Source organism: Streptomyces sp. NPDC048389 (genome assembly GCF_040706335.1).
Classification (GTDB): Bacteria; Actinomycetota; Actinomycetes; order Streptomycetales; family Streptomycetaceae; genus Streptomyces.
The window spans coordinates 12434-37927 of the sequence record NZ_JBEZKP010000021.1; the positions used below are offsets into that span (position 1 = coordinate 12434).

Here is a 25494-nt window from a genome sequence, read left to right on the forward strand (position 1 = left end):
TTTAGGCTCGTAGCCATGCAGAGCCTGGCGATGATCGAGAACTGGCCGGTACCGACCGCGGCGGCCGCCGTCGTACGAGCGGACGGCACCGTCGCCGGTTCGCACGGCCCGACGGACCACCGCTTCCCCCTCGCCTCCGTCACCAAGCCGCTGGCGGCCTACGCCGCGCTGGTCGCGTACGAGGAGGGGGCGATCGAGCTGGACGAACCGGCGGGCCCGGAGGGCTCCACGGTGCGGCATCTGCTCGCCCACACCTCCGGCCTTGCCTTCGACGAGCACCGCGCCACGGCGGCTCCCGGCACCCGGCGGCTGTACTCGAACGCGGGCTTCGAGGTGCTCGGCGACCACATCGCCAAGGCGACCGACATCCCGTTCGCCGAATACCTCCACCAGGCCGTGCTGGAGCCGCTCGGCATGACGGCGACCGTCCTCGACGGCTCCCCCGCCAAGGACGGCGTCTCGACGGTCGCCGACCTGGTCCGCTTCGCGGCGGAAGTGCAGGCGCCGCGGCTGCTGGACGCGCGTACGGTCCTCGAGGCGATGTCGGTCGTGCATCCGGGCCTGTCCGGGGTACTGCCGGGCTACGGCAACCGGAAGCCCAACGACTGGGGTCTGGGCTTCGAGATCCGCGACGCCAAGTCCCCGCACTGGACGGGCGCTTCGTCCTCCCCCCGCACCTTCGGCCACTTCGGCCAGTCCGGCACCTTCCTGTGGATCGACCCGGACGCGCGCGCCGCGTGCGTGGCGCTCACCGACCGCGACTTCGGCCCGTGGGCGATCGAGGCGTGGCCGCGCTTCACGGACGCGGTGCTGGCGGAGCTGCGGGGCTGACGGTCGGCGAGGGGCCGCCCGGGTCCGCCCCTGTCGTCGGCACAGGCCCGGACGCCGCGTCGCAGTACGCCGCCGGAAGGGCGCCGTCCGAGCCCTTGAGCCTGACCTGGGCGGTGCCCTGCGCGCTCTCGGCGTACGCGATCGTGCAGACGAGCTGACGCCTGGCAAGGTCGGACAGACCGGCCAGGCGCGCCGGTACGACGACTTCCACGACGCCGTCGGACACGGTGATCTGCTTCGGAACGCCCGGCGCGGGGAGCCCGGGCTCGTTGCGCAGCCCGGCCCGGCGCTCGGCCTCGTTCGGGCCTGCCAGCAGCGCGCCGACGACCTTGTCGGTCGACGGCCGTACCGGTGCGGCCTGCCCGGGCCCGGTGCCCCCGCCGCCGAAGTCGCCGGGCCACCCGTCGACGATCCGGGGCACGGGTGCGAGCAGGCCGTCCGGCGACAGGAAGAAGAGCAGCATCCGCACCTCGCGCGCGGGCAGCACGTCGATCGTCGCCGGCCCGCCCGCCTCGATGACGTCCGTCCCTTGGATGCCCATGCCGCACGCGGTGAGCGGCAGCAGCGCCGCGAGCACCGCTGCCGTGCGCCTGGTCCGTCTCACGCTGTCGCCTCCTCGACGGCGGGGAGGCCGTGGAGCGGGATCTCGACGGTGAACACGGCACCGCCGTGCGGCCCGTTGCCGGCCCGGACGGTGCCGCCGTGCAGCCGTACGTTCTCCTGCGTGATCGCGAGCCCGAGACCGCTGCCCGCCGACCGTGTGCGGGCCGCGTCGGCCTTGTAGAAGCGGTCGAAGATGTGCGGCAGCACCTCGGGCCGGATCCCGGGCCCGCTGTCGGCGACCTCGGTGACGAGCATGTCGTCGACGACGGAAAGCCGCACGGTGACGGGCTCCGCGCCGTGGCGCAGGGCGTTGCCGACGAGGTTGGCGACGACGATGTCGAACCGGCGCGGGTCGAGGCGGACGCGGACGCCGTCGGGCAGTTCGGTGCGGACACGACCGCCCCAGTGCCGGTGGTGCAGGGTCTTGCGGACGGTCTCGGTGACGTCGACCTCGTCGGTGTTCAGTTCCGCGGCCCGCGCGTCGAAGCGCGAGATCTCCATCAGGTCCTCGACGAGGACGGCGAGCTTGCCGGTCTCCGCGCTGATGAGCCGGACCGCGCGGGCGGTGTCCGGGTCGAGACCGCCCGCGTCCTCGTCGAGGACCTCGGTGACGGCCAGCATCCCGGCGAGCGGCGTGCGCAGTTCGTGCGATACGTCGGAGGCGAAGCGACGGGCGCGGGCCTCGGCCTGCTGAAGCTCGTCGACGGACCGTTCCAGTTCGCCCGCCGATTCGTTGAACGTCCGCGCCAGGTCGGCGAGTTCGTCGTGCCCCCGGACCTCGATGCGGGCGTCGAGCCTGCCGCTGCCCATGGACCGGGCCGCGCCCCGCAGTTCGCGTACGGGACGCAGGACGCTGCGGGCGGCGAGCAGGGCGGGCACAAGGGCGACGGCGAGCCCGGGCAGGGCACCGTCGCGGGCGGCGGTGAGGAGCGCGCCGACGTTCTCCTGTTCGTCCGTCATCCGCATGACGGCGAACAGGACGAGCCCGCTGGACAGGGAGCTGTCCGCGCCGGTGCGGACGCTGACGGGCATGCCGATGGTCAGATACGGGGTCCCGCCGCTGACGACCCGCTGGAAGCTGCCGTGCGACGAGGTGAGAGCGGTACGCCGCAGCTCGGGGGTGATGACGGTGGAGGTCGGGTTCTCACCCGAGGAGACCCGCAAGGAGCCGTATTCGGCGAACACGACCCACGGGTGAGGTTTCGCCTTGCCCGCCATCACGAACAGGATCTCGCGGAGCATCACCGGATCGACGGGCAGTCCGGTGCCGAGCGTCTCGACCTGCTCGCGGAAGGAGACCACCGCGGTGTCCTGCGAGCTGGCGAGCACGGCGTTGCGTGCCTCGCGGTAGGTGAGCGCGGCGGTGGTTCCGGCGCTGACGACGGCGACCAGCAGGAACGCGAGAACGAGCCGCGTGCGCAACCCGAAGGCGGCGATCCGGCGCACCCGTCCCGCGCGGGCGGACGTCACAGTGGTCCGAAGCGGTAGCCGAAGCCCCGCAGGGTCTGTATGTAGCGCGGACTGCCGGGAGTGTCCTCGATCTTGTTGCGCAGGCGGCGTACGCACGCGTCGACGAGCCGCGCGTCGCCGTGGTAGCTGTGCTCCCACACGTGCTCCAGCAGCTGCTGCCGGCTGAAGACCTGCTCCGGTGCGGCGGTCAGGTGCAGGAGGAGCTTCATCTCGGAGGGCGCGAGGGCGAGGCGTTCGCCGTTCTTGGCGACGGTGAGCCCGGCGCGGTCGACGGCGAGTTCGCCGTGGAACTCGACGGCGGGCCGGGCGCCCCCGGGGTCCTCCATCCTGCGCAGCACGGCGCGGATGCGGGCCTCGATGACCTCGGTGCGTGCGGGTTTGACGATGTAGTCGTCGGCGCCCGCCTCGAGGCCGATGACGACGTCGAAGTCGTCGCCGCGGGCGGTGAGCATGATGATCGGCAGCTGGCTGTTCTCGCGTACCCGGTGGCACACCTGCACGCCGTTCATGCCGGGCAGCATCAGGTCGAGCAGCAGCAGATCGGGCCGGAACTCGCTCAGCGCGGCGAGCCCGGCCTCACCGGTGGCGGCGGTCCGCACCTCGTGGCCGCGGCGGCGCAGGCCGAGCTCGACGCCCTCACGCACGGAGGGGTCGTCTTCGATGAGGAGCACGCGAGGCATGTGCGCAGTATCCCTGAGGGGCGAGGGCGGATGGTCGGTCGGGTGGTCGGCCGGCCGGTGGGCGGGACGGGTTCAGAAGCGGCGGCGCAGTCGCGCGGTCGCGCCGCCGAGAAGGGCCTCCACCTCGGCGAGCCGCAGCGGCCGGGCGAGCAGGACGAAGACGGCGGCGATCGCCGGTACCCCGGCCCCGGCCGCCGCGAGGGCCCCGGCGGGGGCCGCCCAGCGGGCGGCGGCGTACCCGAGCAGCGTGGCCGGCACGGCGGCGAGCAGCAGCCGGGCCTGCGCGGCGGCCGTGGCGGAACGCCACAGCCCGGGTGCCCGGACGTCCCGCGTGGCCAGACGCCGGTTCAGCACGACCGCCGTGACGGCCCAGCCCGCGAAGAGCGCCAGCGAGTAGGCGCCCGCGATGCCGGTCACCGCCCAGCGCGCGGGCAGCAGCGTGTACGCCGTCACGGACAGGCCCGCGTTGAGGCCCGCGATCACCAGGTTGAGCAGAAACGGGGTGCGGGTGTCGGACAGGGCGTAGAACGTGCGGGAGAGGACGTACTGACCGGAGAAGGCGATGAGCCCCGGCGCGAAGGCCGTCAGCGTGCCCGCCATGACGGCCACGTCGTCCGCGTCCGTGGCGCCGTACTGGAAGACGAGCGCCATCACCGGCTGCGCGAGGGCCAGCAGCACGCACGCCGCCGGTACGACGGCCGCCGCGCTGCCCCGCAGCGCGTACGACACGTCGCGCCGTAGCCCGGCGGTGTCGGCATCGGCGGCCGCCGCGCTCATCCGGGGCATGAGGGCCGTCATGAGCGACACGGTGATGATGCCGTGCGGCACGGCCCACAGCAGATAGGCGTTGTTGTACGCGCTGAAGCCGGCGCCGCCGTCGACGCCGTCCGCCTGCGCGTGCAGGCCCGCCGCCGTGGCCAGCCGGGTCGTCACCCAGTACGCCGCCTGGTTGGTGAGCACCAGCAGCACCAGCCACCCGGCGTTCCGCAGCGGCCGGGTGAGCCCGCTGCCGCGCCAGTCGAAGCGGGGCCGGTAGCGGAAGCGGGCCGCGCGCAGCGCGGGCGCCAGCGCGAGGGCCTGCACGGCGATGCCCGCGGTGGTGCCCCAGCCGAGCAGCGCGGTCTCGGCGGCGGTGAGCGAACCGCCGTCGCCGGTGGCGAGGTAGAGGCCGAAGACGGCGATGACGACGACATTGTTGAGGACGGGCGTCCACATCATCGCGCCGAACCGGCCACGGGCGTTGAGTACCTGTCCGAGGAGGGTGAACAGCCCGAGGAAGAAGATCTGCGGCAGGCAGTAACGGGCGAACGCGACCGTCATGGCGGTCTGACCGGGCGGGTAGTCGGTGTACGCGTCGATGATCGCGGGGGCCGCCCAGACGGCGCCGGCGGTGAGCGCCAGCAGGGCGAGAACGCAGACGGTCAGCAGCCGGTCGGTGTACGCGGCGCCGCCGTCACCATGGCCCTTGGCGGCCTTGACGAGTTCGGGCACGAAGACGGCGTTGAGCGCGCCACCGAGCAGCAGCATGTAGACGATGGTGGGTACGGAGTTGCCGACGGCGTACCCGTCGGCGACCGCCCCGACCCCGATCGCGGCGGCGACGACGGCTGACCGCACGAACCCCGTGGCCCGCGACACGACGGACCCGGCGGCCATGACGGCACCGCTGCGCAGCACGGACGGGCCGCGCCGGGCGGGCGGCGCGGGTGCCGCCTCCTCGGGGCGGGCGGCGTCCTCTCCGGAGCCACCGCCGTCCGCCGGGGCGGCCACCCCGCCGGTGCGGGGCGCACCGTCCGGCGCGATGCCGGGTCCGGGCACGCGGTGCGGGCCTGCGGCACCGACCGTCACGGCCCCCGGCGACGCGAGACCGCCGTCGTCCGGCAAGCCCGCGACCGCGTCGGCGCCGCCGGCCGGACGGGCGGACGCCCCGTCCGGCCCCCCGCCCTCGTGGCCGTCGGCCACGCCCGGCCCGCCGGCGCCCGCCGGCGTGGTTCCCGGCCCGTCAAGCTCTGGGCGGCCCGGCGTCGTGGATCCCAGCCCGTCAAGGTCTGGGCGGTCCGCCGGCGTGGTTCCCGGCCCGTCAAGCTCTGGGCGGCCCGGCGTCACCGGCGGGCCAGATATGTCTGGAACGCGCGGTACAGCGCGTGGTTGGCCGTGCCGTCCAACGGTCTCTCCCATTCCCCCAGCGTCTCGACGACCTCTCCTCCCGTGCCGAGCTTCCAGCGCAGCAGCCCGTACGAACGGTCGTCGGGGTCGAGGGTGGAGGGTACTCCCCGCATGTCGTAGACGTCGGCGCCGAGCGCCTGGGCGTCGAGCAGCATGCGCCACTGGAGCAGGTTCGAGGGGCGGACCTCGCGGCGGTGATCGGCGGAGGCGCCCGTCTGGTACCAGACACGGCGGCCCACGGTGATCATGGTGTGCGCGGCGAGGATCTCGCCGCCGTGGCGGGCGAGGTAGAGCTTCATCCGGCCCGGTTCCTCCGCGTTGAGCGCCGCGTACTGACGCTCGTAGTACTCCAGCGACCGGCCGAGCCGGAAGCCGTCGCGCTCCTCCGTGATCCGCAGCAGCCGGTAGAACTCGGGCAGTTCCGCCGCGCTGGCGACCACCACCTCGACACCGGACTTCTTCGCCCGCCGCACATTGCGCCGCCACTCCTGGCTGAGCCCCGACCACAGGTCGTCCGGGGTGCGGCCGGTGAGCGGGACCTGGAAGACGTGCCGGGGCTGCGCGTCCCCGTCCTCCGCGCCGCCGCAACGCGACCAGCCGCGCGCCCTCAGCCGTTCGGTGACCGCGGTCCCCAGCGGGTCCACCTCGCTCGCGAGAACGTCCGCCAGCCGCCGCCCCGGCCCGGTCGCCGACTTGAGCCGGGCGGCGCTCCAGCGGCGGTACGCGGGCGAGGGCCCCATCCGTACGGCGAACGCGCCGGCAGCGCGCAGGTGCCGCAGCAGCGGATCGAGCCATCCGTCGACGTTCGGGGCGGCCCAGTCGGCGACCGGCCCCTCCGGCAGGTAGGCGAAGTGCTTACGGGTGCCGGGCAGTTGACGCAGCAGCACCAGGGCGACACCGGACAGCCGACCCGCTGCCGGGTCCGGCCCCCAGCCGACGAGCTGCGAACGCCAGCCCTCCTTGACCTGCGTCCAGGACGGGCACTGCAGGAAACCGGCGCCCAGCGCCGCACCCTCACGGGACGCCAGGAACTGGCGGTACACGGCGGAGGTGATGGGCGCGAGCGGTGTTTCCTGGCCGCGGTCGGCCGTCACAAGCAGCGCAGACACGGTGTGAGCCTCTCTGTGGGGAACGCCCGGGTCTCCTGGCGACGCGCGGATCTCCTCGGGACACCGACGATGCTCACAGCCGCCCATGACCGCCCCGCGCGGCGAATGTGACCGGACGATGACCGTTCCCCATCAGTCGCCGTCACATGGCCGCAACCCCGCCCACCTGCGCTTTCCCGGTTCTACAGTCGCCTGGACAACCACAGTGACGAGCACTGTGACAACCCATTCGTGACGGGGGAATCCGTTGAGCCACATACGTGTGCGTATCGCGGCGGTCGCGGTGCTGCTCGCACCGCTCGCCGCCTGTTCGTCGCAAACCGGCACGCCCGCCGCGGACGGCAAGGCCGGAGGATCGACGGCGGTCGAGGACCGCCCCGCGACGGTGGCCGTCTCGCCGCGGGGCAAGGGCGCGCGGGCGGGTGAGCCGGTGAAGGTCACCGCGACCGGCGGCCGGCTCACCTCGGTCACCGTCACGGACACCGAGGGCCGCCGCCTCGCGGGCAAGGTCTCCGCGGACGGGGGGACGTGGACCTCGCAGCGCAAGGCCGTCCCCGGCACGTCGTACACGGTCACCGCCCAGACGGCCACCGAGGCCGGTACGAAGAGCACGGCCAGGTCCACGTTCACCACCGCGGCGGCCGGCAAGGTCAACAAGGTCGACTGGCGGCCGGGAGCGAACACGACCGTGGGCATCGCCCAGCCGGTATCCCTCGTCTTCGACCACCCGGTCACCGACAAGGCCGCCGTCGAGCGGCAGCTGAAGCTCACCACCTCGAACGACACCGAGGGCTCCTGGGGCTGGCTGGAGGACTACTCCGGCCGCGACCGGGTCGACTGGCGCCCCAAGGAGTACTGGAAGCCCGGCACGAAGGTCACCCTCCGGGCCGAGCTGAACGGCACCCACTCCGGCGACGGCGGCTGGTTCGTCCGCGACTACTCGACCGGCTTCACCATCGGCGCGGGCCAGGTCGTCAAGGTCGACCTCGATCGCCAGCAGCTCACCCTGGAACGGGACGGGCAGGCGGTCCGTACCATCCCGGTCTCCGGCGGCACCCCCGGCGGGGACAAACGCTCCTGGCGCGGCACGGCGGTGCTCATGGCCAAGGAGGGCACGATCAACATGAACTCGGAAACCGTCGGCCTCGGCGACGCCTACGACAAGATGGTCGACCACTCGATGCGGCTGACCTGGTCCGGGATGTACGCCCACGCGGCGCCGTGGAACGCCAAGCACTTCGGCAGGGCCAACATGAGCTCCGGCTGCATCGGCATGAGCGACGCGAACGCCGCCTGGTTCTACGTCCAGGTCCGCCCGGGCGACCCCTTCGAGATCAAGGGCAAGGACACCAAGGGCGTCGTCGCACCGGGCAACGGCTTCGGCGCGTGGAACGTGCCGTGGGCCGACTGGCAGGCGAAGAGCGCGCTCCGCTGAGCCGGTGCGGGCCGCGTGGTGACGGGCCCGCGCCGATGACGGGGCGGCGCGGGCCCGCACCCTGCTGCGTCATGTCAGGCGGTGGCGCCCTGCGGCTCGTCCGCCTCGGTCGCCGCGGCCGGTCGGGCCCGCAGCGCGGCGTTCTCCGCCTCCAGCGGCGTGGGCGGCTCGGCGGGCGTCTCCGCCCGGCGTCCCTCTGGCCGGCTCGCTCCGGCCGCCCGGACCCAGTTCCGCGACGTCTCCGGGTTCACCCTCAGATCAGCGGCGACCGACCTGATCGTCGCTTCCGGCCGCGACTCGTACAACGCGACCGCGTCCGCCTGGAAATCCGGCGGACAGTGCTTCATGACCACGGGACATCCGTTCTCCTGGACTCAAGATCCACGTGTCTCGGGTGTCCACGATCCGGGGTCAAGCCCCGCACTCGTCATGGACCCGAGCCATGGAGGAACGGACGTGGAAGCCACCTGCTCGTTCCTACCGGGCCGGCCCCGCGCCCTTGCCTGCGGACGCGATCCCGTGACCATGAGGATTCGAGCGGTCACGCACGACTGGGAACCGGCTCTGGGTGCCAAAAGGTAATACCTTTCCCATGAGTTGACACGTAGCATCCCCGCGATGCGATATCCACAAGCGCTGCTCCCGCCGGGAGCCACGCGGATCGACCCCGAACTGAGCGCACTCGCACCCGATGCCCTGGCGCGGTACGCCGCGGACACCGCGAACCCGTGGTTCCGGCGCCGGGCGTGCGTCGTCGCGCTGGACGGGCGGGTGCCCGAGGCACACGTGGCCGCTCTGCTGGCGCGGCTCCGGGACGACGAGGAGACCGGCGGGGTGCGCCAGGCGCTGCTCGCCGTCCTCGGCGACCGGGACGAGCTGCTGCCGTGGCTCACGCACGAGGACCGGCGGCACGAGCGGGGCCGCACGGCGGACGCGATCCTCGCGACCCGGGGCCGGCTCGGCGACCTCACGGCGGTGACCGGGCTCACCACGCTCGCGGCGAGCCCCTGGCACCACGAACGGATGGCGGGTGAAGCGGGGTTGGACGGGCTGGTCGCCCGGCGCGGGATCGGGGCGGTCCTGAACGAAGTCGGCGACGGACGCCCCGAGGACCGAGTGTTCCGCGTCCGCATGGCGGCCCGCGCGGGCGAGGACGTGACGTACGCCCTCGCCGACCCCGACCGTACGGTCGCCCATTTCGCCCAGTCCCTCGCCGACGACCCGGCCCGGCTGCGCGCCCGCATCGACGAGGCCCCCACCGCGGAGGCCGGTCTGTGGGCGGCGTACGCCCTGCACCGCCTCACCGGTGACGCCGACGAGACCCGGGAGATCGACCACCGCCTCGGCCGTCCCCGGGTCGAGGTCCCCGGTCTGGACGAAGGGCTACGGGCCGCGATCGTGCACGAGTACGCGCCCCGCTGCCAGCGGCAGAGCGACCCTCGCTGGCGCGTCGAGGCGCTCTGCACCGAACCGCCCGCCCGTCCCGACGTGGACGAGCAGCTCCGCCGGGCGACGGCCGCACTGAGCGCGGCGGGACTCGCTCCCAGGACACCGGTCTCCGCCGGCGACCACTACCGTCAGGGCGGCGGCACGTACTACCGGATCGCGTACGGCGAGGCAGACAGCGCGGTCCTGATCAGCACCCTGGGCCCGTTCGCGTCAGGCCGCCGCGGCGGCTCGCCCCGCGCAGCCCTGGAATCGGCCGGCTTCCGCTGGTTCGACGACTCCGCCGAAGACGTCACGGTCACCGGCCTCTGCGTCTACCACTTCGGCGACCGGGTCCCCCTGGACGTCCGGACGTTGCTCTTCTACTGGCAGGACTGAGCCTGCCGCGGCGACGGACCGTTCGCCGCCCGCGGCACTTCGCCGACGGGCCGCGGTGTGTCGCGGCGCGACAGGCGTTCCGCGGCCCTCCGTCCCGCGGAGACGGCCCGGCATCGCGGCACGCACAGCGCGGAAAGCGGGAGGCGGTACATGCCGGGCGTCGCGAGGCGAACCGCCCTGTGCCGCAGCCGTGCTGACGATGCGCCAAGGGTTTCGGTGGAGCCGGGAGAACCGATGGGACATGATGGGACGCGGGACGTGTCAGCGGTCTCCGCAGCAGGCGGACGTACGGGGCAGGGGGCGAAAGACCAGGTGGGGACGGGACAGGACGGGATGCAGAACGCCGAGGGCGCACGGCAGCAAATCGGTCCCCTGGTGGAGCATCTGCGGCTGCTGCGCAGGCGGAGCGGTATGACCCTGGCCACGCTCGCCGGCCGTACGAGTTACAGCAAGTCCTCCTGGGAGCGCTATCTCAACGGGAAGGCGCTGCCTCCGAGACAGGCTGTCCAGGAGTTCGCCCGAGCGGTCTCGGTCAAACCGGACCGGCTGCTGGTCCTGCTCGACATCACTGAGCGGGAGCAGGAAGGGAAGACTCCGGAGAACGCCGAGCCGGAGTCGCCCGAACGCCGGCAGGCAGAACCTCCCGGCACGGCGCCCTCCGCCGAAGAGACGGCAACCCCCGTGGAGGAACCGGCTGTCCCGGCTGCCGGCCGCCGGCGCTGGGGAGCCGTCGCATGGGTCGGCACGGCCGTCGGGATGGCCGCCGGGCTGATCGCGGGCATGCTCATAACCCCCGGCTCCAGTTCGGGCAAGCCCGCCACGAAGTCGGGCGTCGCGAAGTGCGTGGACTTCGAGTGCCGGAACAAGGACGCCCAGCGCATGGACTGCCACATCGGGGTGTGGACGGCTGCAGCCGAGAAGGTCGGAAGTTCATACCTGGAGCTGCGCTACAGCCCCGGTTGCCGCGCGGCGTGGGCGCGGATCACGGAGGCGCAGATCGGTGACACCGCACGGGTCGAGGGCCGTCATGACCGGTCGGCCGAGCGCTCGATCTCCTATGACAAGGACACCTACTCGCCCATGATCGAGGCTCCCTACCCGGCTGCTGTACGCGCATGCGCGGTGCTGAAGGCCGCGAAGACCGAGGTGTGCACTCCGTACGGCGGTGCGTCACCGCTTCCGGCCGCGGTCACCGACGAGCGCAATCCGTAGCCGGACGCCCAGGGGCCCGGCCGTGTCCTTCGGACCGCGTCCGCGCGCTTCCCGTCCCGGCCGGTCCCGTCCCTTCGCTGCGGCCCGGACTCCTTACCGGCCCATCTCCCACATCAGCACCTCCGCGGCCTGTGACGCCCGGAGTTCCAGCCCCTCAGCGTCCGTGATCCGCGCCGCGTCCCCCGGCCCCAACTCCGCCTCGCCGAGATACACCTGGCCGCGCACCACATGTACGTACACGAACGGCGCGTCCGGTACGGCGCTCCGCTCGCCCGCCGACAGCCGCCGCGCGTGGAGCATCGCGCCCGCCTGAGGGAGGGCGTACGGCGTGGAGTCGGCGATGCCGCGCACGATCTCGTACGACGGCTCGCCGCCCGGCTCCAGCGGAGCGAGCCACATCTGCACGAAGACCAGCGGGGCATCACCGTCGTTGCGCTCCACGTGCCGCACGCCGCCCGCGGAGCTGAGGCGCTGGACATCGCCGGGGCGGACGACGGTGGCGTGGCCGGCCGAGTCGCGGTGGGTGAGTTCGCCCTCGACGACCCAGGTGACGATCTCGGTGTGGCTGTGCGGATGCTCGTCGAAGCCGGCGCCGGGGGCGAGCCGCTCCTCGTTGCAGGCGAGGACCGCGCCGAAGCGCAGGTTGTCCGGGTCGTAGTGCCGCCCGAAGGAGAACGCGTGCAGGGACTCGATACCGGCCGCGAGATCGCCGCCGCTGTAGCGCTCACCGGCGCGCCGAACGGATATCACGCCTCCACCGTAGCCGGGAGCGGGCACATCCCGTCACGGTGAACGACAACCCCGGGCCACGGGCCGCCCGTCCCGATAAGGCACTCTTGTCCCGTGTCAGAACCTGCAGCGAACTCCTCCCACCCGCACCCCGCGACCCTGCGCCGCCTCGAGCAGTCCTCCGGTCGGCTCGCGGCGAACGCGATCGCCCGCATGGACGAGTCACTGCCCTGGTACCGGGCGATGCCACCGGAGAACCGGTCGTGGATCGGGCTGGTCGCCCAGGCCGGTATCGCGGCGTTCACCGAGTGGTTCCGGCACCCGGAGACCCCTCAGGCGATCTCCACCGACGTCTTCGGCACCGCCCCGCGCGAACTGACCCGGGCGATCACCCTGCGCCAGACCGTCGAGATGGTGCGCACGACCATCGAGGTCATGGAGGCGGCGATCGAGGAGGTCGCCGCGCCGGGCGACGAGTCCGTGCTGCGTGAGGCGCTGCTCGTCTACGCACGAGAGATCGCCTTCGCCACCGCCCAGGTGTACGCGCAGGCCGCCGAGGCACGCGGCGCCTGGGACGCCCGCCTCGAGTCGCTCGTCGTGAACGCGGTGCTGTCAGGGGAGGCCGACGAGGGCGCGGTGTCGCGCGCGGCGGCGCTCGGCTGGAACTCGCCGGAGCACGTGTGCGTGATTCTCGGCACAGCACCGGACGGCGACAGCGAACTGACCGTCGAGGCCATCCGCCGGGCCGCCCGGCACGCCAAGCTGCAGGTGCTGACAGGGGTGCTCGGCAACCGCCTCGTCGTCATCGCCGGCGGCAGCGACAATCCGCTCCGGGTCGCCAAGGCCCTCATCGGCCCGTACGCGGCGGGGCCGGTCGTCGCCGGACCGATCGTGCCCGACCTGCTGGCCGCGACCCGCTCCGCGCAGGCCGCGGCGGCGGGGCTCAAGGCGTGCTCCGCCTGGCAGGACGCGCCGCGGCCGGTCCTGGCGGACGATCTGCTGCCGGAGCGCGCCATCGCCTCCGACCCTGCGGCGCGCGAGCAGTTGGTGGAGGAGATCTACAGACCACTGGAAGAGGCAGGCTCGGCTCTTCTGGAAACTTTGAGTGTCTATCTGGAACAGGCGAGCAGCCTGGAAGGCGCGGCGCGCATGCTCTTCGTTCACCCCAATACCGTGCGCTACCGGCTGCGACGTGTGACAGACGTCACCGGATGGTCGCCTTCCGATGTACGCTCCGCCTTCACGCTGCGAATCGCCCTCATCCTCGGGCGTCTGGCCGACGGAGAGACTCAGCCCTAGACTTTTGTGGAACATCAACAATTCCCCTGACGGTTCTTCGTCCCTGTCCTCACGGGCGTGCGGGGCCGTCCACAAGAGAGAGTGTGAGGGTGCTCGTACTCGTCGCTCCCGGCCAAGGCGCTCAGACGCCCGGCTTCCTGACTCCCTGGCTCGACCTCCCCGGCGCCGCCGACCGCATCGCGGCCTGGTCGGACGCCATCGGGCTCGACCTTGCCCACTACGGCACCAAGGCGGACGCGGACGAGATCCGCGACACCGCCGTCGCGCAGCCGCTCCTCGTCGCCGCCGGACTGCTGTCCGCCTCCGCGCTCGGTGAGGTGACCCCCGGCGCGGTCGCCGGTCACAGCGTCGGCGAGATCACGGCCGCCGCCCTCGCCGGTGTCGTCGACGACACCGCCGCGCTGAAGCTCGTACGAGCGCGCGGTCTGGCGATGGCAGAGGCCGCCGCGATCACCGAGACCGGTATGTCCGCCCTTCTCGGCGGCGAGGCCGAGACGGTCGTCGCCCATCTCGAGAAGCTCGGCCTGACCCCGGCGAACGTGAACGGTGCCGGCCAGATCGTCGCCGCCGGCACCGCGGAGCAACTCGCCGCGCTCGCGGAGGACAAGCCGGAAGGCGTCCGCCGTGTGCTGCCGCTGAAGGTGGCCGGCGCGTTCCACACGCACCACATGGCGCCCGCCGTCGCGAAGCTCGAGGAGGCCGTGAAGGCCCTCGAAGCCTCGGACCCGGCCGTCCCCTACGTTTCGAACAAGGACGGGCGGATCGTCGCCGACGGCGCCGACGTCATCTCCCGTCTGGTCGGTCAGGTCGCCAACCCGGTCCGCTGGGACCTGTGCATGGAGACCTTCAACGAGCAAGGCGTCACCGCCCTCATCGAGGTCTGCCCCGGTGGCACACTCACCGGCCTGGCCAAGCGGGCGCTGCCGGGCGTGCGCACGCTGGCGCTGAAGACTCCCGACGACCTCGACGCGGCCCGCACCCTCGTCGCCGAGCTTTCAGCAGCCTGACAAGGAGCCGTAGAGCATGTCGAAGATCAAGCCCAGCAAGGGCGCCCCGTACGCGCGGATCCTGGGAGTCGGCGGCTACCGTCCGACCCGGGTCGTGCCCAACGAGGTGATCCTCGAGAAGATCGACTCCTCCGACGAGTGGATCCGCTCCCGCTCCGGTATCTCGACCCGCCACTGGGCCTCCCCCGAGGAGACCGTGACCGCGATGTCGGTCGAGGCGTCCGGCAAGGCGATCGCCGAGGCGGGGATCCGCGCGGACCAGATCGGCGCCGTCGTCGTCTCCACCGTCTCGCACTTCAAGCAGACCCCGGCCGTGGCCACCGAGATCGCCGACAAGATCGGCGCCGGCAAGCCGGCCGCGTTCGACATCTCCGCGGGCTGCGCGGGCTTCGGCTACGGGCTGACCCTCGCCAAGGGCATGATCGTCGAGGGCTCCGCGGAGTACGTCCTCGTCATCGGCGTGGAGCGGCTGAGCGACCTGACCGACCTGGAGGACCGCGCGACGGCCTTCCTCTTCGGTGACGGCGCCGGCGCGGTCGTCGTCGGCCCCTCCGAGGAACCGCACATCGGTCCCACGGTCTGGGGTTCGGAGGGCGACAAGTCCGAGACCATCAAGCAGACCGTGCCGTGGAACGACTTCCACGCCGGCGATGTCACGAAGCTGCCGCTCAACGAGCGCGGCGAGATCAAGTTCCCCGCCATCACGCAGGAGGGCCAGGCGGTGTTCCGCTGGGCCGTCTTCGAGATGGCGAAGGTCGCCCAGCAGGCGCTCGACGCCGCCGGAATCACCGCGGCCGATCTGGACGTCTTCATCCCGCACCAGGCCAACCTGCGGATCATCGACTCGATGGTGAAGACGCTGAAACTGCCGGAGCACGTCACGGTCGCCCGCGACGTGGAAACCACCGGCAACACCTCGGCCGCCTCGATCCCGCTCGCGATGGAGCGGCTTCTGGCGACCGGACAGGCGAAGAGCGGCGACACCGCGCTCGTCATCGGCTTCGGGGCGGGTCTCGTCTACGCCGCGACGGTCGTTACCCTCCCCTAGGCACCGTACGGATCTTCCGGACGGCTACTGCCACACCCTCTGACAACCACCGAAGGAGCGCCACCATGGCCGCCACGCAGGAAGAGATCGTCGAAGGTCTCGCCGAGATCGTCAACGAGATCGCCGGTATCCCGACCGAGGACGTCCAGCTGGACAAGTCCTTCACGGACGACCTGGACGTCGACTCGCTGTCCATGGTCGAGGTCGTCGTCGCCGCCGAAGAGCGCTTCGACGTCAAGATCCCGGACGAGGACGTCAAGAACCTGAAGACCGTCGGCGACGCCGCGGACTACATCCTCAAGCACCAGGTCTGAGTCTTCAGGCGCGTTTGTCGCCACCCTCCGGTGGCGCCGTGAAAATTCAGCACCCTCTAATCGTGGAGAAAGAATTCCTGTGAACTCGACCAATCGCACCGTGGTCGTCACCGGTATCGGCGCAACCACACCGTTGGGTGGCGACAGCGCATCGACCTGGGAAGGTCTCATCGCCGGGCGTTCCGGTGTGAAGCTGCTCGAGGGCGAGCGCTTCGCCGACCTGCCGGTGAGGATCGCGGCGCCCGCCGCCGTCGACCCGGGCGAGGTTCTGCCGCGTCCACTGGCCCGGAAGCTCGACCGCTCCGCGCAGTTCGCCGTCATCGCGGCCCGTGAGGCGTGGGCCGACGCCGGCTACACCGCGCCCGCCGGTGAGGACGAGGCCGTCACCCCCGCCCGGCTGGGCACCGTCATCGCCTCCGGCATCGGCGGCGTGACCACTCTGCTCGACCAGTACGACGTGCTCAAGGAGAAGGGCGTACGCCGCGTCTCCCCGCACACCGTGCCCATGCTGATGCCGAACGGCCCGTCCGCCAACGTCGGACTCGAGGTGAACGCCCAGGCGGGCGTGCACACTCCGGTCTCCGCGTGCGCGTCCGGTGCCGAGGCCATCGGCTACGCCGTCGAGATGATCCGCACCGGCCGTGCCGACGTGGTCGTCGCCGGCGGCACGGAGGCGGCGATCCACCCGCTGCCGATCGCGGCGTTCGCCAACATGATGGCGATGTCCAAGAACAACGACGAGCCCGAGAAGGCGTCGCGCCCCTACGACACCGGCCGCGACGGCTTCGTCCTCGGCGAGGGCGCGGGCGTCGTCATCCTGGAGTCGGCCGAGCACGCGGCCGCGCGCGGCGCGAAGGTCTACTGCGAGGTGCTGGGCCAGGGCCTGTCCGCGGACAGCCACCACATCGCGCAGCCGGAGCCGACGGGCCGCGGTATCGCGGCGGCGCTGCGGCACCTCCTGGAGACCACGGACCTCAAGCCGTCCGAGGTCGTGCACCTCAACGCGCACGCGACGTCGACGCCCCAGGGCGACGTCGCAGAGATCAAGGCGCTGCGCGCCGTCCTCGGCGACGACCTGGACCATGTCGCGGTCTCCGCGACCAAGTCCATGACGGGTCACCTGCTGGGTGGCGCGGGCGGCATCGAGACGGTGGCGACGGTGCTGGCGCTGCACCACCGCACGGCCCCGCCGACGATCAACGTCGACGACCTCGACGAGACGGTCGACGCGGACATCGTCCGCGACGCGCCGCGGGCACTGCCGGAAGGCACGATCGCGGCGATCAACAACTCGTTCGGCTTCGGCGGCCACAACGTGGTGCTGGCGTTCCGCACGGTCTGATCCACCGGCCCGGCGACGGCCCGTGCCCCCTGGGGGCGCGGGCCGTCGCTTTTCCCTCCCCACCCCGCCCCCTTCCCGAACCGGACTCCGCCCGGACCCGCTCACCGCGCTCCGCGCGCCGTTTCCGGGCCTACGACCCGCGCCCCCGGCACCGCTGCGCGCGGCGGCCTCAAGCTGCTCCTGCCGGCCTGGATGGCCCGCAGGAGCGGCCCGGCCGGGGCTGCCGCTGCACGCGCCACACCAGCGCACCGGGCACATCCACCCCGGCCGGCGAGTGAGGCGCGTGGCTCCGGGGTCAACTTCGGGCTCGCCGGCGCTTGAGGCGCAGAGGGCCGGGCCTCACTTCAGCCCCACCCCGGCGCTTGAGGCGCGGAGATCCCGGCACGCCGTCAGCCCCGCCGGCGTTTGCGGCGCGGAGCCCGGGGCGGCGCCCCGGCGAAACCGGCCACCCCAGCCCCGCCAACGCACGAAGCGCAGACGTACGGGCGCGTGATCAGCCCCACCGACGGCCAAAGCGCGGAGGTCCGGGGGCAGAGCCCCCGAAACGGGGTCCGGGGGCAGAGCCCACGGTTCGGGAAGGGGTGGGGTGGGGTGGGAACGGGCCCGCCGCAGGCGCCACGCCCCCGCCACGACCGCCTCACACCACCTGGTGGAGCCACCGCACCGGCGCCCCCTCCCCCGCATACCGGAACGGCTCCAGTTCGTCGTCCCACGGTTTCCCGAGCAGCTTCGCGACCTCCGCCTCAAGGTCCGTCTCCCCCTGCGCGGACCGCGCCAGCGCCGCCCGCAACCGGTCCTCGGGGACGAGGATGTCACCGTGGATGCCGGTCACCGCGTGGAAGATGCCGAGCTCCGGCGTGGCGCTGTAGCGCTCGCCCTCGGCCGCCGCGGACGGCTCCGCCGTCACCTCGAAGCGCAGGAGGTGCCAACCGCGCAGCGCGGACGCCAGCTTGGACGCCGTTCCCGACTCGCCCTGCCAGGAGAACTCGGCTCTCCACGTGCCGGGCGATGCGGGCTGTCGGATCCAGTCCAGCTGGGCCCGGACGCCGAGCACACCCGCGATCGCCCATTCGACGTGCGGGCACAGCGCGCGCGGTGCGGAGTGAACGTACAGAACGCCACGTGTCGTCACCGGGACCTCCAGTGTGGGACGAGGTTCGCCTTCCCAGCGGCCTCAGTAAACAGCATCGGGAACAAGTCTCCACAAAAGGGACGGCATGTGACGTGATGTAATTTACCGGCGCCGATGGACGAGGTGGGCCTCTGGGTCGACGACGCAAAAGTTACCGTGCGGACCGCGCCGAGGGGTGGCGTAATGTCGCTCCTGGGGCCGTACGCACCAAGCTTTCACTCGGCAGGAGGTCGGATGCCGGGTTTATGGAGGGGAAAGTGACCTTGCGCCAGCGAAGCGGGACACTCCGCGCACGCACCGGCGTCGCCGCCGCGCTCGCTCTCGCGGCCCTGACGGCCGGAGGGCTGGCGGCATGTGACTTGCCGTCAGAAACACCCGATCGGCCGTCCGCCACGTCCGCCCGCCCCTCCCCGAGCCCCAGCCCGACCCGCCACTGGGACCGCACTCCGCGGTCCCTCGCGGCGGTCGGCGACTCCATCACCCGCGGGTTCGACGCCTGCATGGTCCTGTCGGACTGCCCGGAGGTGTCGTGGGCGACCGGCACGGACACCTCGGTGAACAGCCTCGCCCTGCGTCTGCTGGGGCCCGGCGCGGCGCAGCGCAGCTGGAATCTCGCCCGTTCCGGCGCCGACGCGTCGGACCTGCCGGAGCAGATGGCCCGGGCGGCGGCCCACCGCCCGGAACTGGTCACGGTGATGATCGGCGCGAACGACGCCTGCGCGGACACCGTGGACCGGATGACTCCCGTCGAAGAGTTCCGGGCGTCGTTCGAGGCCGCCATGGCCAGGTTGCGGAAGGACGCCCCGAAGGCACAGGTCTACGTCGCCAGCGTGCCGGACCTGAAGCGGCTGTGGTCGGTGGGCCGTGGTGACGCGCTGGGCAGCCGGATATGGGAACTGGGCATCTGCGCGACGATGCTCGGCGACGCGCAGGACGTGAGCGTCCTGGCCGAGCAGCGCCGGGACACCGTCCAGCAGCGGGTCGTGGCGTACAACGGCGTGCTGGAGGACGTCTGCGCGAAGGACGACCGCTGCCGGTACGACGGCGGCGCCGTCTTCGACTACCGCTTCACCGGTGCCCAGTTGAGCCGCTGGGACTGGTTCCATCCCGGCAGGGAGGGACAGCAGCGGCTCGCGGAGATCGCGTACCGCAACATCACGGCCGCGCAGGCCCCTTGACCCGATCCGGGTGGTCCGAGCCGGACTCCGAGGCGCCCTTCCGTCCGACGCCGCACCGCCGCGATACTGCGGGCCGGCCGACGAAAGGAACCCCGTGCCCCGGATACGCGCCCGCCTGGACGTGCTCGCGCTCGCCCTGCTCACCTCCGCCGCCCTCACCGTCTCCGCGTCCCCGCTCGCGTCGGCGGCGCCCGCCGCCGCACCCCCGCTCACCGTGGAGGAGCAGCGGCTCGAACGGGCGGTGCCCCGGGAGATCCTGCGCCGCAGCGGCTTCGCCCCGGTCGCTCCCGCCTTCGTACGGGCGCTGGAGCGCGCGACGTCGTACGTGCAGGCCGAGCGCACCGTGGCACGCCACGGGTCGTCGCTGTGGGAGCGGGCCGTGGACCGGGCGCAGGGCAGGGGCGCGGCGCGGGGAGATCTCAGCCGGGACGACGACCGGCCGCTGTACTGGGCGCGGCTCGGCATGACGGCGGGGCTTCGGCAGTGGCAGCCCGCGTTCGGCGTCACCCAGGCGCAGCGGGCGCGGCTGATGGACCGTCTGGAGCGTTCCTCACGCGGTCAGGACTCGATGGACCTGCCGCCCGGCGAGGGCGTGAAGCGGATCGTGATGACCGGTTTCGACCCGTTCACGCTGGACCGGGACATCCGGATCAGCAATCCGTCCGGCGCCGCCGCGCTCGCCCTCGACGGCACCTGGATCCGTACCGCGGACGGGCCCGCCAGGATCGAGACGGCGGTGTTCCCCGTGCGCTGGCAGGATTTCACGGAGGGCACCGTCGAGCGGACGCTCCGGCGGCAGCTGCCGAAGGCGGACCTGTTCACCACGGTCAGCCAGGGCCGGGTGGGCCGGGTCGACATCGAGCGCTTCAACGGCGCCTGGCGGGGCGGCTTCCCCGACAACGACGACGTCTCCCGCACGGAGACGGTCCCGGTGGCCGATCCCGCCTCCCAGCCGCAGTGGACGTCGACCTCACTGCCGTACGAGGCGATCACCGCCGCGGACACGGGCCGCTTCCCGGTGTACGACAACACGTCCGTGACCGAGATCCCGGCCGGCGGAACCGTCCCCGTGGTCCGGCCCGGCGGCCCGACGCCCGGTTCCACCGCACGCGCCGGGGGCGGCGGAAACTACCTGTCCAACGAGATCGCCTACCGCGCCACGCTGCTGCGCGACCGGCTGGGTCTGGATGTCCCCGGCGGTCATGTGCACACCCCGGTACTGCAGTTCGCGGCGGGCAACACGACCGAGGTCACCGACCCCGAGTTCGTACGCAACCGGCTGGACATCATCGACCAGACACGGGAGATCATCCGGGTGGCCGCCGGTGGCGGCGGGACGCGATGATGGCCGTATGAAGATCGCGGCAGGGCAGTTCACGTCCGCACCGGGTGACATCGGAGCGAATGTCCACAGCATGCGGGGACTCGTACGGGAGGCCGCCGGGCAGGGCGCCCGGCTGGTCGCGTTCTGCGAACTGGCGGCCACCGGTTACGACCTCGGCGCGATCGCCGGGGACCCGGGGCTGTGGCTGACCGAGGACGACCCGCGGCTGGACCCGGTGCGGGAGGCGTGCCGTACGACGTCGACGGCGGCGCTGGTGGGCTGCGCCGCCCGGACGTCCGGCCCCCGTCCGACGATCTCCGCGTTGGTGATCGGTCCGGACGGCGGGCTGCTCGCCCGTTACGACAAGAGGCACCTGCACGGCCGGGAGCAGGAGGTCTTCGCCGCCGGTGCCGAGGACGGCCGCTTCACTCTCGACGGCGTCAGGTTCGCGGTCGCGGTCTGCTACGACAACCGGTTCCCCGAGGTCGCCGAGCGGGCGGCGGGCGACGGCTGCCAGGTGTACGTGGCCGGTTCGGTGCTCGAGGAGGGCAACGACTCGTTCGAGGCGGTCTATCCGGTCCGGGCGCGGGCGAACGGCCTGCCGGTTCTGCTCGCCAACGCGGTCGGCCCGTGCGCCGTCGGCGACTGCCGGGGCGGCAGCGCGGTCTGGGGCCCGGACGGCGCCCTGCTCGCCACCGCGGGCACGGCCGCGCCGGGGCTCGCGGTGGCGCGGGTCGCGACCGACTGCCCGCCCGACGCGCGCCGTACCGGTCGCGGGGCCGGGGTCGGGGCATGATCGATGCCGCCCCGGTGCTCATGACCGAGCGCCGGGAAGGCCGTGCCGCTCGTCGGCAAGCCGTGCCGCTTCGTCAGCAGAGGCGCCCCGAGAGGCGCACTCCGGAGGTCTTGCCCATGCCGCACTCCCGTCTCCGGCGCACCGTTCTCGGTGCGCTCGCCACGCTCGTCCTCGTCCCGCTGGCCGCCTGCGGCCAGGGCGGTTCCCCGGGATCCTCGTGGCCTCCCGCCGCGACGGCGAGTCCGGGCGCGGGTGCGACCGCGCCGGCGGACGCCGCGGCGAAGCCGGTCGCCCGGGACTTCAAGGAACTGGAGCGCGAGTTCGACGCGCGACTGGGGGTCTACGCCGTCGACACCGGCACCGGGCGCGAGGTCGCCCACAACGACGGCGAGCGGTTCCCCTTCGCCTCCACGTTCAAGGCGCTGGCCGCCGGTGCGGTGCTGCGCGAGTACACGCTGAGCGGGACGGACAAGGTGATCACGTACTCCAGTGACGATCTGGTCGCCCACTCGCCCGTGACCGAGAAGCACGTCGGGACGGGGATGACCCTGCGCGAGCTGTGCGAAGCCGCCGTCCGCCACAGCGACAACACCGCGGCCAACCTGCTGTTCGACGCCCTCGGCGGACCGAAGGGCCTGGAGGCCGTGCTTGAGGAGTTGGGCGACGACGTCACACGCATGGAGCGCCGCGAGCCCGAACTGAGCCGGTGGACCCCGGGTGACACGCGGGACACGACCACGCCGCGGGCGCTGGCCGCGGATCTGCGCGCGTTCGTCCTCGGCGACGTTCTCGGCAAGAAGGAACAGGCCCGGCTCACCACGTGGCTGCGGACCAACCTCACCGGCGACGAGCTCATCAGGGCCGGGGTGCCGAAGGGGTGGGTGGTCGGCGACAAGACCGGAACCGGCAGCGGCTACGGCGCGCGCAACGACATCGCCGTGGTGTGGCCGCCGGACAGCGCCCCCATCGTCATGGCGATCATGTCGAACCGGTCCGAGGAAGACGCCGAACACGACAACAGGCTGATCGCCCGGGCGGCGTCCGTGGTCGCCGACGCACTGTCGTAGCCGCCGCCCCGGGCGGCTAGCCGTTCTCGCGGAAGCTGGGCGGGGCCGGCCTCGCCGGCTCCGCGGCCGCCTCCCCGTCCCCGTCCGGAACCTGCGGCACCAGGTCACGGGCCATGAGCGTCGCCCCGGCGACCGCGCCCGGCATCAGGAAGACCGCGACGAACGGCACCAGGAACGCCAGCGCCAGGGGCACGCCGAAACCCAGGGTGCGCAGTCGACGGCCCTTCAGCAGGGCGAGTCGTTTCCTCAGTTCGACACCGCGCCGCTGGAGGGCCACGGCGGTCAGCTCCTCCGCGAGGAAGAAACCGGAGACACAGATGGCGACCACCGGGACCACGGTCTGGCCGACGACCGGGATGAAGCCGCAGGCGAAGAGCAGTACGCCGTAGAGGACCACACGCAGCACGACCCGCAGCGAGTCCCTGGCGGAGATCCACAGTTCACGCCAGAGCGGCAGCCCCGACTGCGGCACCTCGCCGCCCTCCGAGCGGTCGACCTGCTCGGAGAGGTTCTCGTAGAAGGGCTGGCCGATCAGGAGTGTCACGGCGGTGAAGGTGATGACCGCGAGGAACAGTCCGAAGGCGAACAGCAGCGCCGTCAGCGTGCCGCGGAAGATGCCGAGCCACGGCGAGGACCAGTCGTCCGCGAACGGTGTCGCCCAGGCCGTGGCGTCGTCGGCGCCGAACACCAGACCGGTGACCGCCGCAGCGTAGAGCACCAGGGTCACCAGGCCGGGCAGCAGGCCGAAGCCGAACCACCGGCCGTGGCCGGCGACCCAGCGCTGGCCCTTCATCACATAGCCGAAGCCGACGGCAAGATCACGCATGGCGCACACCCTATTCGACGTGGTGCGGGTCTCGACGGCCGTGCCGAACGCCGGCTTCGACTGGGCGCGGGCCGACGTGCTGTACGTGTCGTCCGGGCTGGGCCACGCGAAGCTGACCCGCACCGCCCGCACCGCCCGCACCGCGTTTGAAGGAGCGGCACCGGAGTGGCCGGGCTGGGCGAGCAGGGCGCCGCGGTCAGCAAGGCGGCGACGCTGCTCGACGGTCACGGCGGCGGCGGGCCGCGCCTCGGTGGCCTCCGGCACGTCGCCGGCCGGCGTACCGGAGGCGGGTTCGGCACCGAGCCGCTGTTCCGTGCGCACCCGAAGGGTGTCTTCGCGCAGTTCGGCCGGGCGCTGCTGACCCGCAGACGAGCAGAGGGCGGCACCCCGCGCGGGGTGCCGCCCTCTGCCGTGCCGGACGTGTTGGACGCGCCGACGTGTTGGACGCGCCGACGTGTTGGACGTGCCGACGTGTTGGACGTGCCGACGTGTTGGACGTGCCGACGTGTTGGACGTGCCGGACCTCAGACCGCGAGGTCGACCGTGATGTTGCCACGGGTCGCCTTGGAGTACGGGCAGACCTGGTGGGCCTTCTCGATCAGGTCCCTGGCGGTCGCGGCGTCCACGTTCGGGATGCTCGCGGAGATCTTGACGATGAGGCCGAAGCCGTCGTCGTTCTTTCCGAGACCGACCTCCGCGGTGACCTTCGAGCCGGATATGTCGGCCTTCTCCTGGCGGGAGACGACGACCAGCGCCTGCTGGAAACAGGCACTGTAACCGGCGGCGAAAAGCTGTTCCGGGTTGGTGCCGGCGCCACTGCCGCCCATGGACTTGGGCGGCGTCACCACGAAGTCGAGGGTGCCGTCGTCCGTGGCGACGCGGCCGTCACGGCCGTTCTCCGCGGTGGCGACGGCGGTGTAGAGCACCTCGGACTGCTGGATCGACATGAAGTCTTCCTCCTGCTGGTTCGCCGCGACTCGCGCCCACGATCGCGACGGCTGGGCAAGAGCCTAACGGGTGAACCGTCAGCCGAGAGAAACGATCATCTTGCCGGTGTTCTCACCCCGGAGCAGTCCGGCGAACGCGTCGTACCCCCGCTCGATGCCCTCGACGACGGTCTCGTCGTACGCGAGCTCGCCCGAGGCGATCCAGCCGGCGACGTCCTGGACGAACTGCGGCTGAAGCGCGGAGTGATCGTTCACCAGCATGCCCTGCAGCCGCAGGCGCTTGCCGATGACGAGTGCCAGATTGCGCGGGGCGGGGGTCGGCTCGGTGGAGTTGTACTGGGCGATCATTCCGCAGACGGTCGCGCGGCCGCCGACGTTGAACGAGGAGATGGCGGCCTCGAGGTGCTCGCCGCCGACGTTGTCGAAGTAGACGTCGATGCCGTCGGGCGCGGCCTCCTTCAGCTGCTCCGCGACCGGGCCGTTCTTGTAGTTGAACGCCGCGTCGAAGCCGTACTTCTCGACGAGGAGCTTGACCTTCTCGTCGGAACCGGCCGAGCCGATCACTCGCGAGGCACCCTTGATCCGGGCCATCTGGCCGACCTGGCTGCCGACGGCACCCGCGGCGCCGGAGACGAACACGGCGTCGCCCTCCTTGAAGGAAGCGACCTCGAACAAGCCGGCGTAGGCGGTGAGGCCCGTCATGCCGACCACTCCGAGATAGGCGGAGAGCGGGGCGAGCGAGGCGTCGACCCTGGTCGCGTGCTTGGCGGGCACGTCCGCGTACTCACGCCAGCCGAGGCCGTGCAGTACGTGGTCGCCGACGGCGAAGCCCTCCGCGTTCGACGCGATCACCTCGCCGACCGCCCCGCCGCCCCGACCCGGCCGACCGCAGGGTGAAGCTGGCCGCGGCCACGCAGGAGGGCCGCAGCACGGCTCGCCGGCTGCGCGAGTCCCTCGTCTTCGCCCGTGAGCCGCTGGCGGAGCTGACGGAGGTCGAGCGCACGGTGCTGCGGGACCTGCTCAGACGGATGCTCGGCGAGGCCCCTGCCGGACCACCACCCGATGCCTGACGGGGACCACCGCCCGGCGCACCGGCACGGACGCTCGGCCCTCGGGCGCCACGCCGGACGCCACGGCACGGCGCCGGGCGCACAA

General features: G+C 72.4%; 23 protein-coding genes and 2 pseudogenes. 14 read left to right on the forward strand and 11 right to left on the reverse strand.

What is annotated here, in order from left to right:
• Nucleotides 1-15 precede the first annotated feature (15 nt).
• Nucleotides 16-831, forward strand: a complete 816-nt coding sequence (locus AB0903_RS16870; protein WP_366703403.1) for a serine hydrolase domain-containing protein — start codon at nt 16-18, stop codon at nt 829-831.
• Here AB0903_RS16870 and AB0903_RS16875 read toward each other — a convergent pair.
• The 5 genes from AB0903_RS16875 to AB0903_RS16895 form a co-directional block, all read right to left on the reverse strand.
• Entirely contained in the window at nt 797-1435 is a 639-nt protein-coding gene (locus tag AB0903_RS16875; protein ID WP_366703405.1) for a hypothetical protein, read from the reverse strand. The genes AB0903_RS16870 and AB0903_RS16875 overlap by 35 nt on opposite strands.
• A complete protein-coding gene (locus AB0903_RS16880; protein ID WP_366703407.1) occupies nt 1432-2904 on the reverse strand; it encodes a HAMP domain-containing sensor histidine kinase in 1473 nt (490 codons plus the stop codon). The genes AB0903_RS16875 and AB0903_RS16880 overlap by 4 nt, the downstream gene beginning before the upstream one ends.
• Nucleotides 2901-3584, reverse strand: a complete 684-nt coding sequence (locus tag AB0903_RS16885) for a response regulator transcription factor (RefSeq protein WP_366703409.1) — start codon at nt 3582-3584, stop codon at nt 2901-2903. The genes AB0903_RS16880 and AB0903_RS16885 overlap by 4 nt, the downstream gene beginning before the upstream one ends.
• A 72-nt stretch (nt 3585-3656) precedes the next feature.
• The gene (gene murJ, locus AB0903_RS16890) at nt 3657-5261 is read right to left on the reverse strand and encodes a murein biosynthesis integral membrane protein MurJ (protein ID WP_366703564.1); all 1605 of its coding nucleotides are present in this window, start codon (nt 5259-5261) and stop codon (nt 3657-3659) included.
• Between the two features lie 425 nt (nt 5262-5686).
• Complete coding sequence (locus tag AB0903_RS16895) at nt 5687-6850, reverse strand: peptidoglycan bridge formation glycyltransferase FemA/FemB family protein (RefSeq protein ID WP_366703566.1); 1164 nt, start codon at nt 6848-6850, stop codon at nt 5687-5689.
• Nucleotides 6851-7106: 256 nt separating this feature from the next.
• Here AB0903_RS16895 and AB0903_RS16900 point away from each other — a divergent pair, with 256 nt between their 5' ends.
• A complete protein-coding gene (locus tag AB0903_RS16900) occupies nt 7107-8294 on the forward strand; it encodes an Ig-like domain-containing protein (protein WP_366703411.1) in 1188 nt (395 codons plus the stop codon).
• 74 nt (nt 8295-8368) lie between these two features.
• Here AB0903_RS16900 and AB0903_RS16905 read toward each other — a convergent pair whose 3' ends face one another.
• On the reverse strand, nt 8369-8641 hold the full coding sequence (locus AB0903_RS16905) for a transposase (RefSeq protein ID WP_366703413.1): 273 nt from the start codon (nt 8639-8641) through the stop codon (nt 8369-8371).
• A gap of 271 nt (nt 8642-8912) precedes the next feature.
• Here AB0903_RS16905 and AB0903_RS16910 point away from each other — a divergent pair, with 271 nt between their 5' ends.
• The gene (locus tag AB0903_RS16910; protein WP_366703415.1) at nt 8913-10118 is read left to right on the forward strand and encodes a hypothetical protein; all 1206 of its coding nucleotides are present in this window, start codon (nt 8913-8915) and stop codon (nt 10116-10118) included.
• A gap of 333 nt (nt 10119-10451) precedes the next feature.
• Nucleotides 10452-11330: a DUF2690 domain-containing protein gene (locus tag AB0903_RS16915; protein ID WP_366703417.1), complete on the forward strand. Its 879-nt coding sequence runs from the start codon at nt 10452-10454 to the stop codon at nt 11328-11330.
• A gap of 93 nt (nt 11331-11423) precedes the next feature.
• Here AB0903_RS16915 and AB0903_RS16920 read toward each other — a convergent pair whose 3' ends face one another.
• Complete coding sequence (locus AB0903_RS16920) at nt 11424-12080, reverse strand: pirin family protein (protein ID WP_366703419.1); 657 nt, start codon at nt 12078-12080, stop codon at nt 11424-11426.
• Between the two features lie 93 nt (nt 12081-12173).
• Here AB0903_RS16920 and AB0903_RS16925 point away from each other — a divergent pair, with 93 nt between their 5' ends.
• The 5 genes from AB0903_RS16925 to AB0903_RS16945 all read left to right on the forward strand — a co-directional run bounded on the left by AB0903_RS16925 (nt 12174) and on the right by AB0903_RS16945 (nt 17069).
• Nucleotides 12174-13358: a helix-turn-helix domain-containing protein gene (locus AB0903_RS16925; RefSeq protein WP_366703421.1), complete on the forward strand. Its 1185-nt coding sequence runs from the start codon at nt 12174-12176 to the stop codon at nt 13356-13358.
• An 89-nt stretch (nt 13359-13447) separates the two neighbouring features.
• A complete protein-coding gene (locus AB0903_RS16930) occupies nt 13448-14365 on the forward strand; it encodes an ACP S-malonyltransferase (protein ID WP_366703423.1) in 918 nt (305 codons plus the stop codon).
• Between the two features lie 16 nt (nt 14366-14381).
• Nucleotides 14382-15413: a ketoacyl-ACP synthase III gene (locus AB0903_RS16935; protein ID WP_366703425.1), complete on the forward strand. Its 1032-nt coding sequence runs from the start codon at nt 14382-14384 to the stop codon at nt 15411-15413.
• Nucleotides 15414-15478: 65 nt separating this feature from the next.
• Nucleotides 15479-15727, forward strand: coding sequence for an acyl carrier protein (locus tag AB0903_RS16940; RefSeq protein WP_366703427.1), 249 nt, complete (start codon nt 15479-15481; stop codon nt 15725-15727).
• Nucleotides 15728-15806: 79 nt separating this feature from the next.
• Nucleotides 15807-17069 (forward strand): beta-ketoacyl-[acyl-carrier-protein] synthase family protein, encoded by a 1263-nt coding sequence (locus AB0903_RS16945; RefSeq protein ID WP_366703429.1) that lies wholly within the window; start codon nt 15807-15809, stop codon nt 17067-17069.
• A 637-nt stretch (nt 17070-17706) separates the two neighbouring features.
• On the opposite strand, the gene AB0903_RS16950 is transcribed toward AB0903_RS16945, so the two are convergent.
• Nucleotides 17707-18201, reverse strand: a complete 495-nt coding sequence (locus AB0903_RS16950) for a DUF3145 domain-containing protein (RefSeq protein ID WP_366703431.1) — start codon at nt 18199-18201, stop codon at nt 17707-17709.
• 263 nt (nt 18202-18464) lie between these two features.
• On the opposite strand from AB0903_RS16950, the gene AB0903_RS16955 reads away from it, so the two are divergent.
• The 4 genes from AB0903_RS16955 to bla all read left to right on the forward strand — a co-directional run bounded on the left by AB0903_RS16955 (nt 18465) and on the right by bla (nt 22566).
• The gene (locus AB0903_RS16955; protein ID WP_366703568.1) at nt 18465-19379 is read left to right on the forward strand and encodes an SGNH/GDSL hydrolase family protein; all 915 of its coding nucleotides are present in this window, start codon (nt 18465-18467) and stop codon (nt 19377-19379) included.
• 94 nt (nt 19380-19473) lie between these two features.
• A complete protein-coding gene (locus AB0903_RS16960; protein ID WP_366703433.1) occupies nt 19474-20724 on the forward strand; it encodes a pyroglutamyl peptidase in 1251 nt (416 codons plus the stop codon).
• A 7-nt stretch (nt 20725-20731) separates the two neighbouring features.
• Nucleotides 20732-21499: a carbon-nitrogen hydrolase family protein gene (locus AB0903_RS16965; protein WP_366703435.1), complete on the forward strand. Its 768-nt coding sequence runs from the start codon at nt 20732-20734 to the stop codon at nt 21497-21499.
• 116 nt (nt 21500-21615) lie between these two features.
• A complete protein-coding gene (gene bla / locus AB0903_RS16970; RefSeq protein WP_366703437.1) occupies nt 21616-22566 on the forward strand; it encodes a class A beta-lactamase in 951 nt (316 codons plus the stop codon).
• Between the two features lie 16 nt (nt 22567-22582).
• Here the strand turns inward: bla and AB0903_RS16975 are convergent, their stop codons facing one another.
• The 3 genes and pseudogenes from AB0903_RS16975 to AB0903_RS16985 form a co-directional block, all read right to left on the reverse strand.
• Nucleotides 22583-23392: an EI24 domain-containing protein gene (locus AB0903_RS16975; RefSeq protein ID WP_366703570.1), complete on the reverse strand. Its 810-nt coding sequence runs from the start codon at nt 23390-23392 to the stop codon at nt 22583-22585.
• Nucleotides 23393-23916: 524 nt separating this feature from the next.
• Nucleotides 23917-24339: an organic hydroperoxide resistance protein gene (locus AB0903_RS16980; RefSeq protein WP_366703439.1), complete on the reverse strand. Its 423-nt coding sequence runs from the start codon at nt 24337-24339 to the stop codon at nt 23917-23919.
• A 78-nt stretch (nt 24340-24417) separates the two neighbouring features.
• Nucleotides 24418-25209 (reverse strand): annotated as a pseudogene (locus AB0903_RS16985) (NADP-dependent oxidoreductase); the annotation flags it as partial.
• Between AB0903_RS16985 and AB0903_RS16990 the strand changes: the two are divergent.
• Nucleotides 25206-25409 (forward strand): annotated as a pseudogene (locus AB0903_RS16990) (MarR family transcriptional regulator); the annotation flags it as partial. The pseudogenes AB0903_RS16985 and AB0903_RS16990 overlap by 4 nt on opposite strands.
• Between the last annotated feature and the right edge of the window lie 85 nt (nt 25410-25494).

Coding starts and splice junctions, on each gene's coding strand:
- AB0903_RS16870 (WP_366703403.1), top strand. CDS start 16: ATGCAGAGCCTGGCGATGATCGAGAACTGGCCGGTACCGACCGCGGCG.
- AB0903_RS16905 (WP_366703413.1), bottom strand. CDS start 8,641: ATGAAGCACTGTCCGCCGGATTTCCAGGCGGACGCGGTCGCGTTGTAC.
- AB0903_RS16910 (WP_366703415.1), top strand. CDS start 8,913: ATGCGATATCCACAAGCGCTGCTCCCGCCGGGAGCCACGCGGATCGAC.
- AB0903_RS16940 (WP_366703427.1), top strand. CDS start 15,479: ATGGCCGCCACGCAGGAAGAGATCGTCGAAGGTCTCGCCGAGATCGTC.
- AB0903_RS16980 (WP_366703439.1), bottom strand. CDS start 24,339: ATGTCGATCCAGCAGTCCGAGGTGCTCTACACCGCCGTCGCCACCGCG.
- AB0903_RS16885 (WP_366703409.1), bottom strand. CDS start 3,584: ATGCCTCGCGTGCTCCTCATCGAAGACGACCCCTCCGTGCGTGAGGGC.
- AB0903_RS16915 (WP_366703417.1), top strand. CDS start 10,452: ATGCAGAACGCCGAGGGCGCACGGCAGCAAATCGGTCCCCTGGTGGAG.
- AB0903_RS16935 (WP_366703425.1), top strand. CDS start 14,382: ATGTCGAAGATCAAGCCCAGCAAGGGCGCCCCGTACGCGCGGATCCTG.
- bla (WP_366703437.1), top strand. CDS start 21,616: ATGCCGCACTCCCGTCTCCGGCGCACCGTTCTCGGTGCGCTCGCCACG.
- AB0903_RS16965 (WP_366703435.1), top strand. CDS start 20,732: ATGAAGATCGCGGCAGGGCAGTTCACGTCCGCACCGGGTGACATCGGA.
- AB0903_RS16975 (WP_366703570.1), bottom strand. CDS start 23,392: ATGCGTGATCTTGCCGTCGGCTTCGGCTATGTGATGAAGGGCCAGCGC.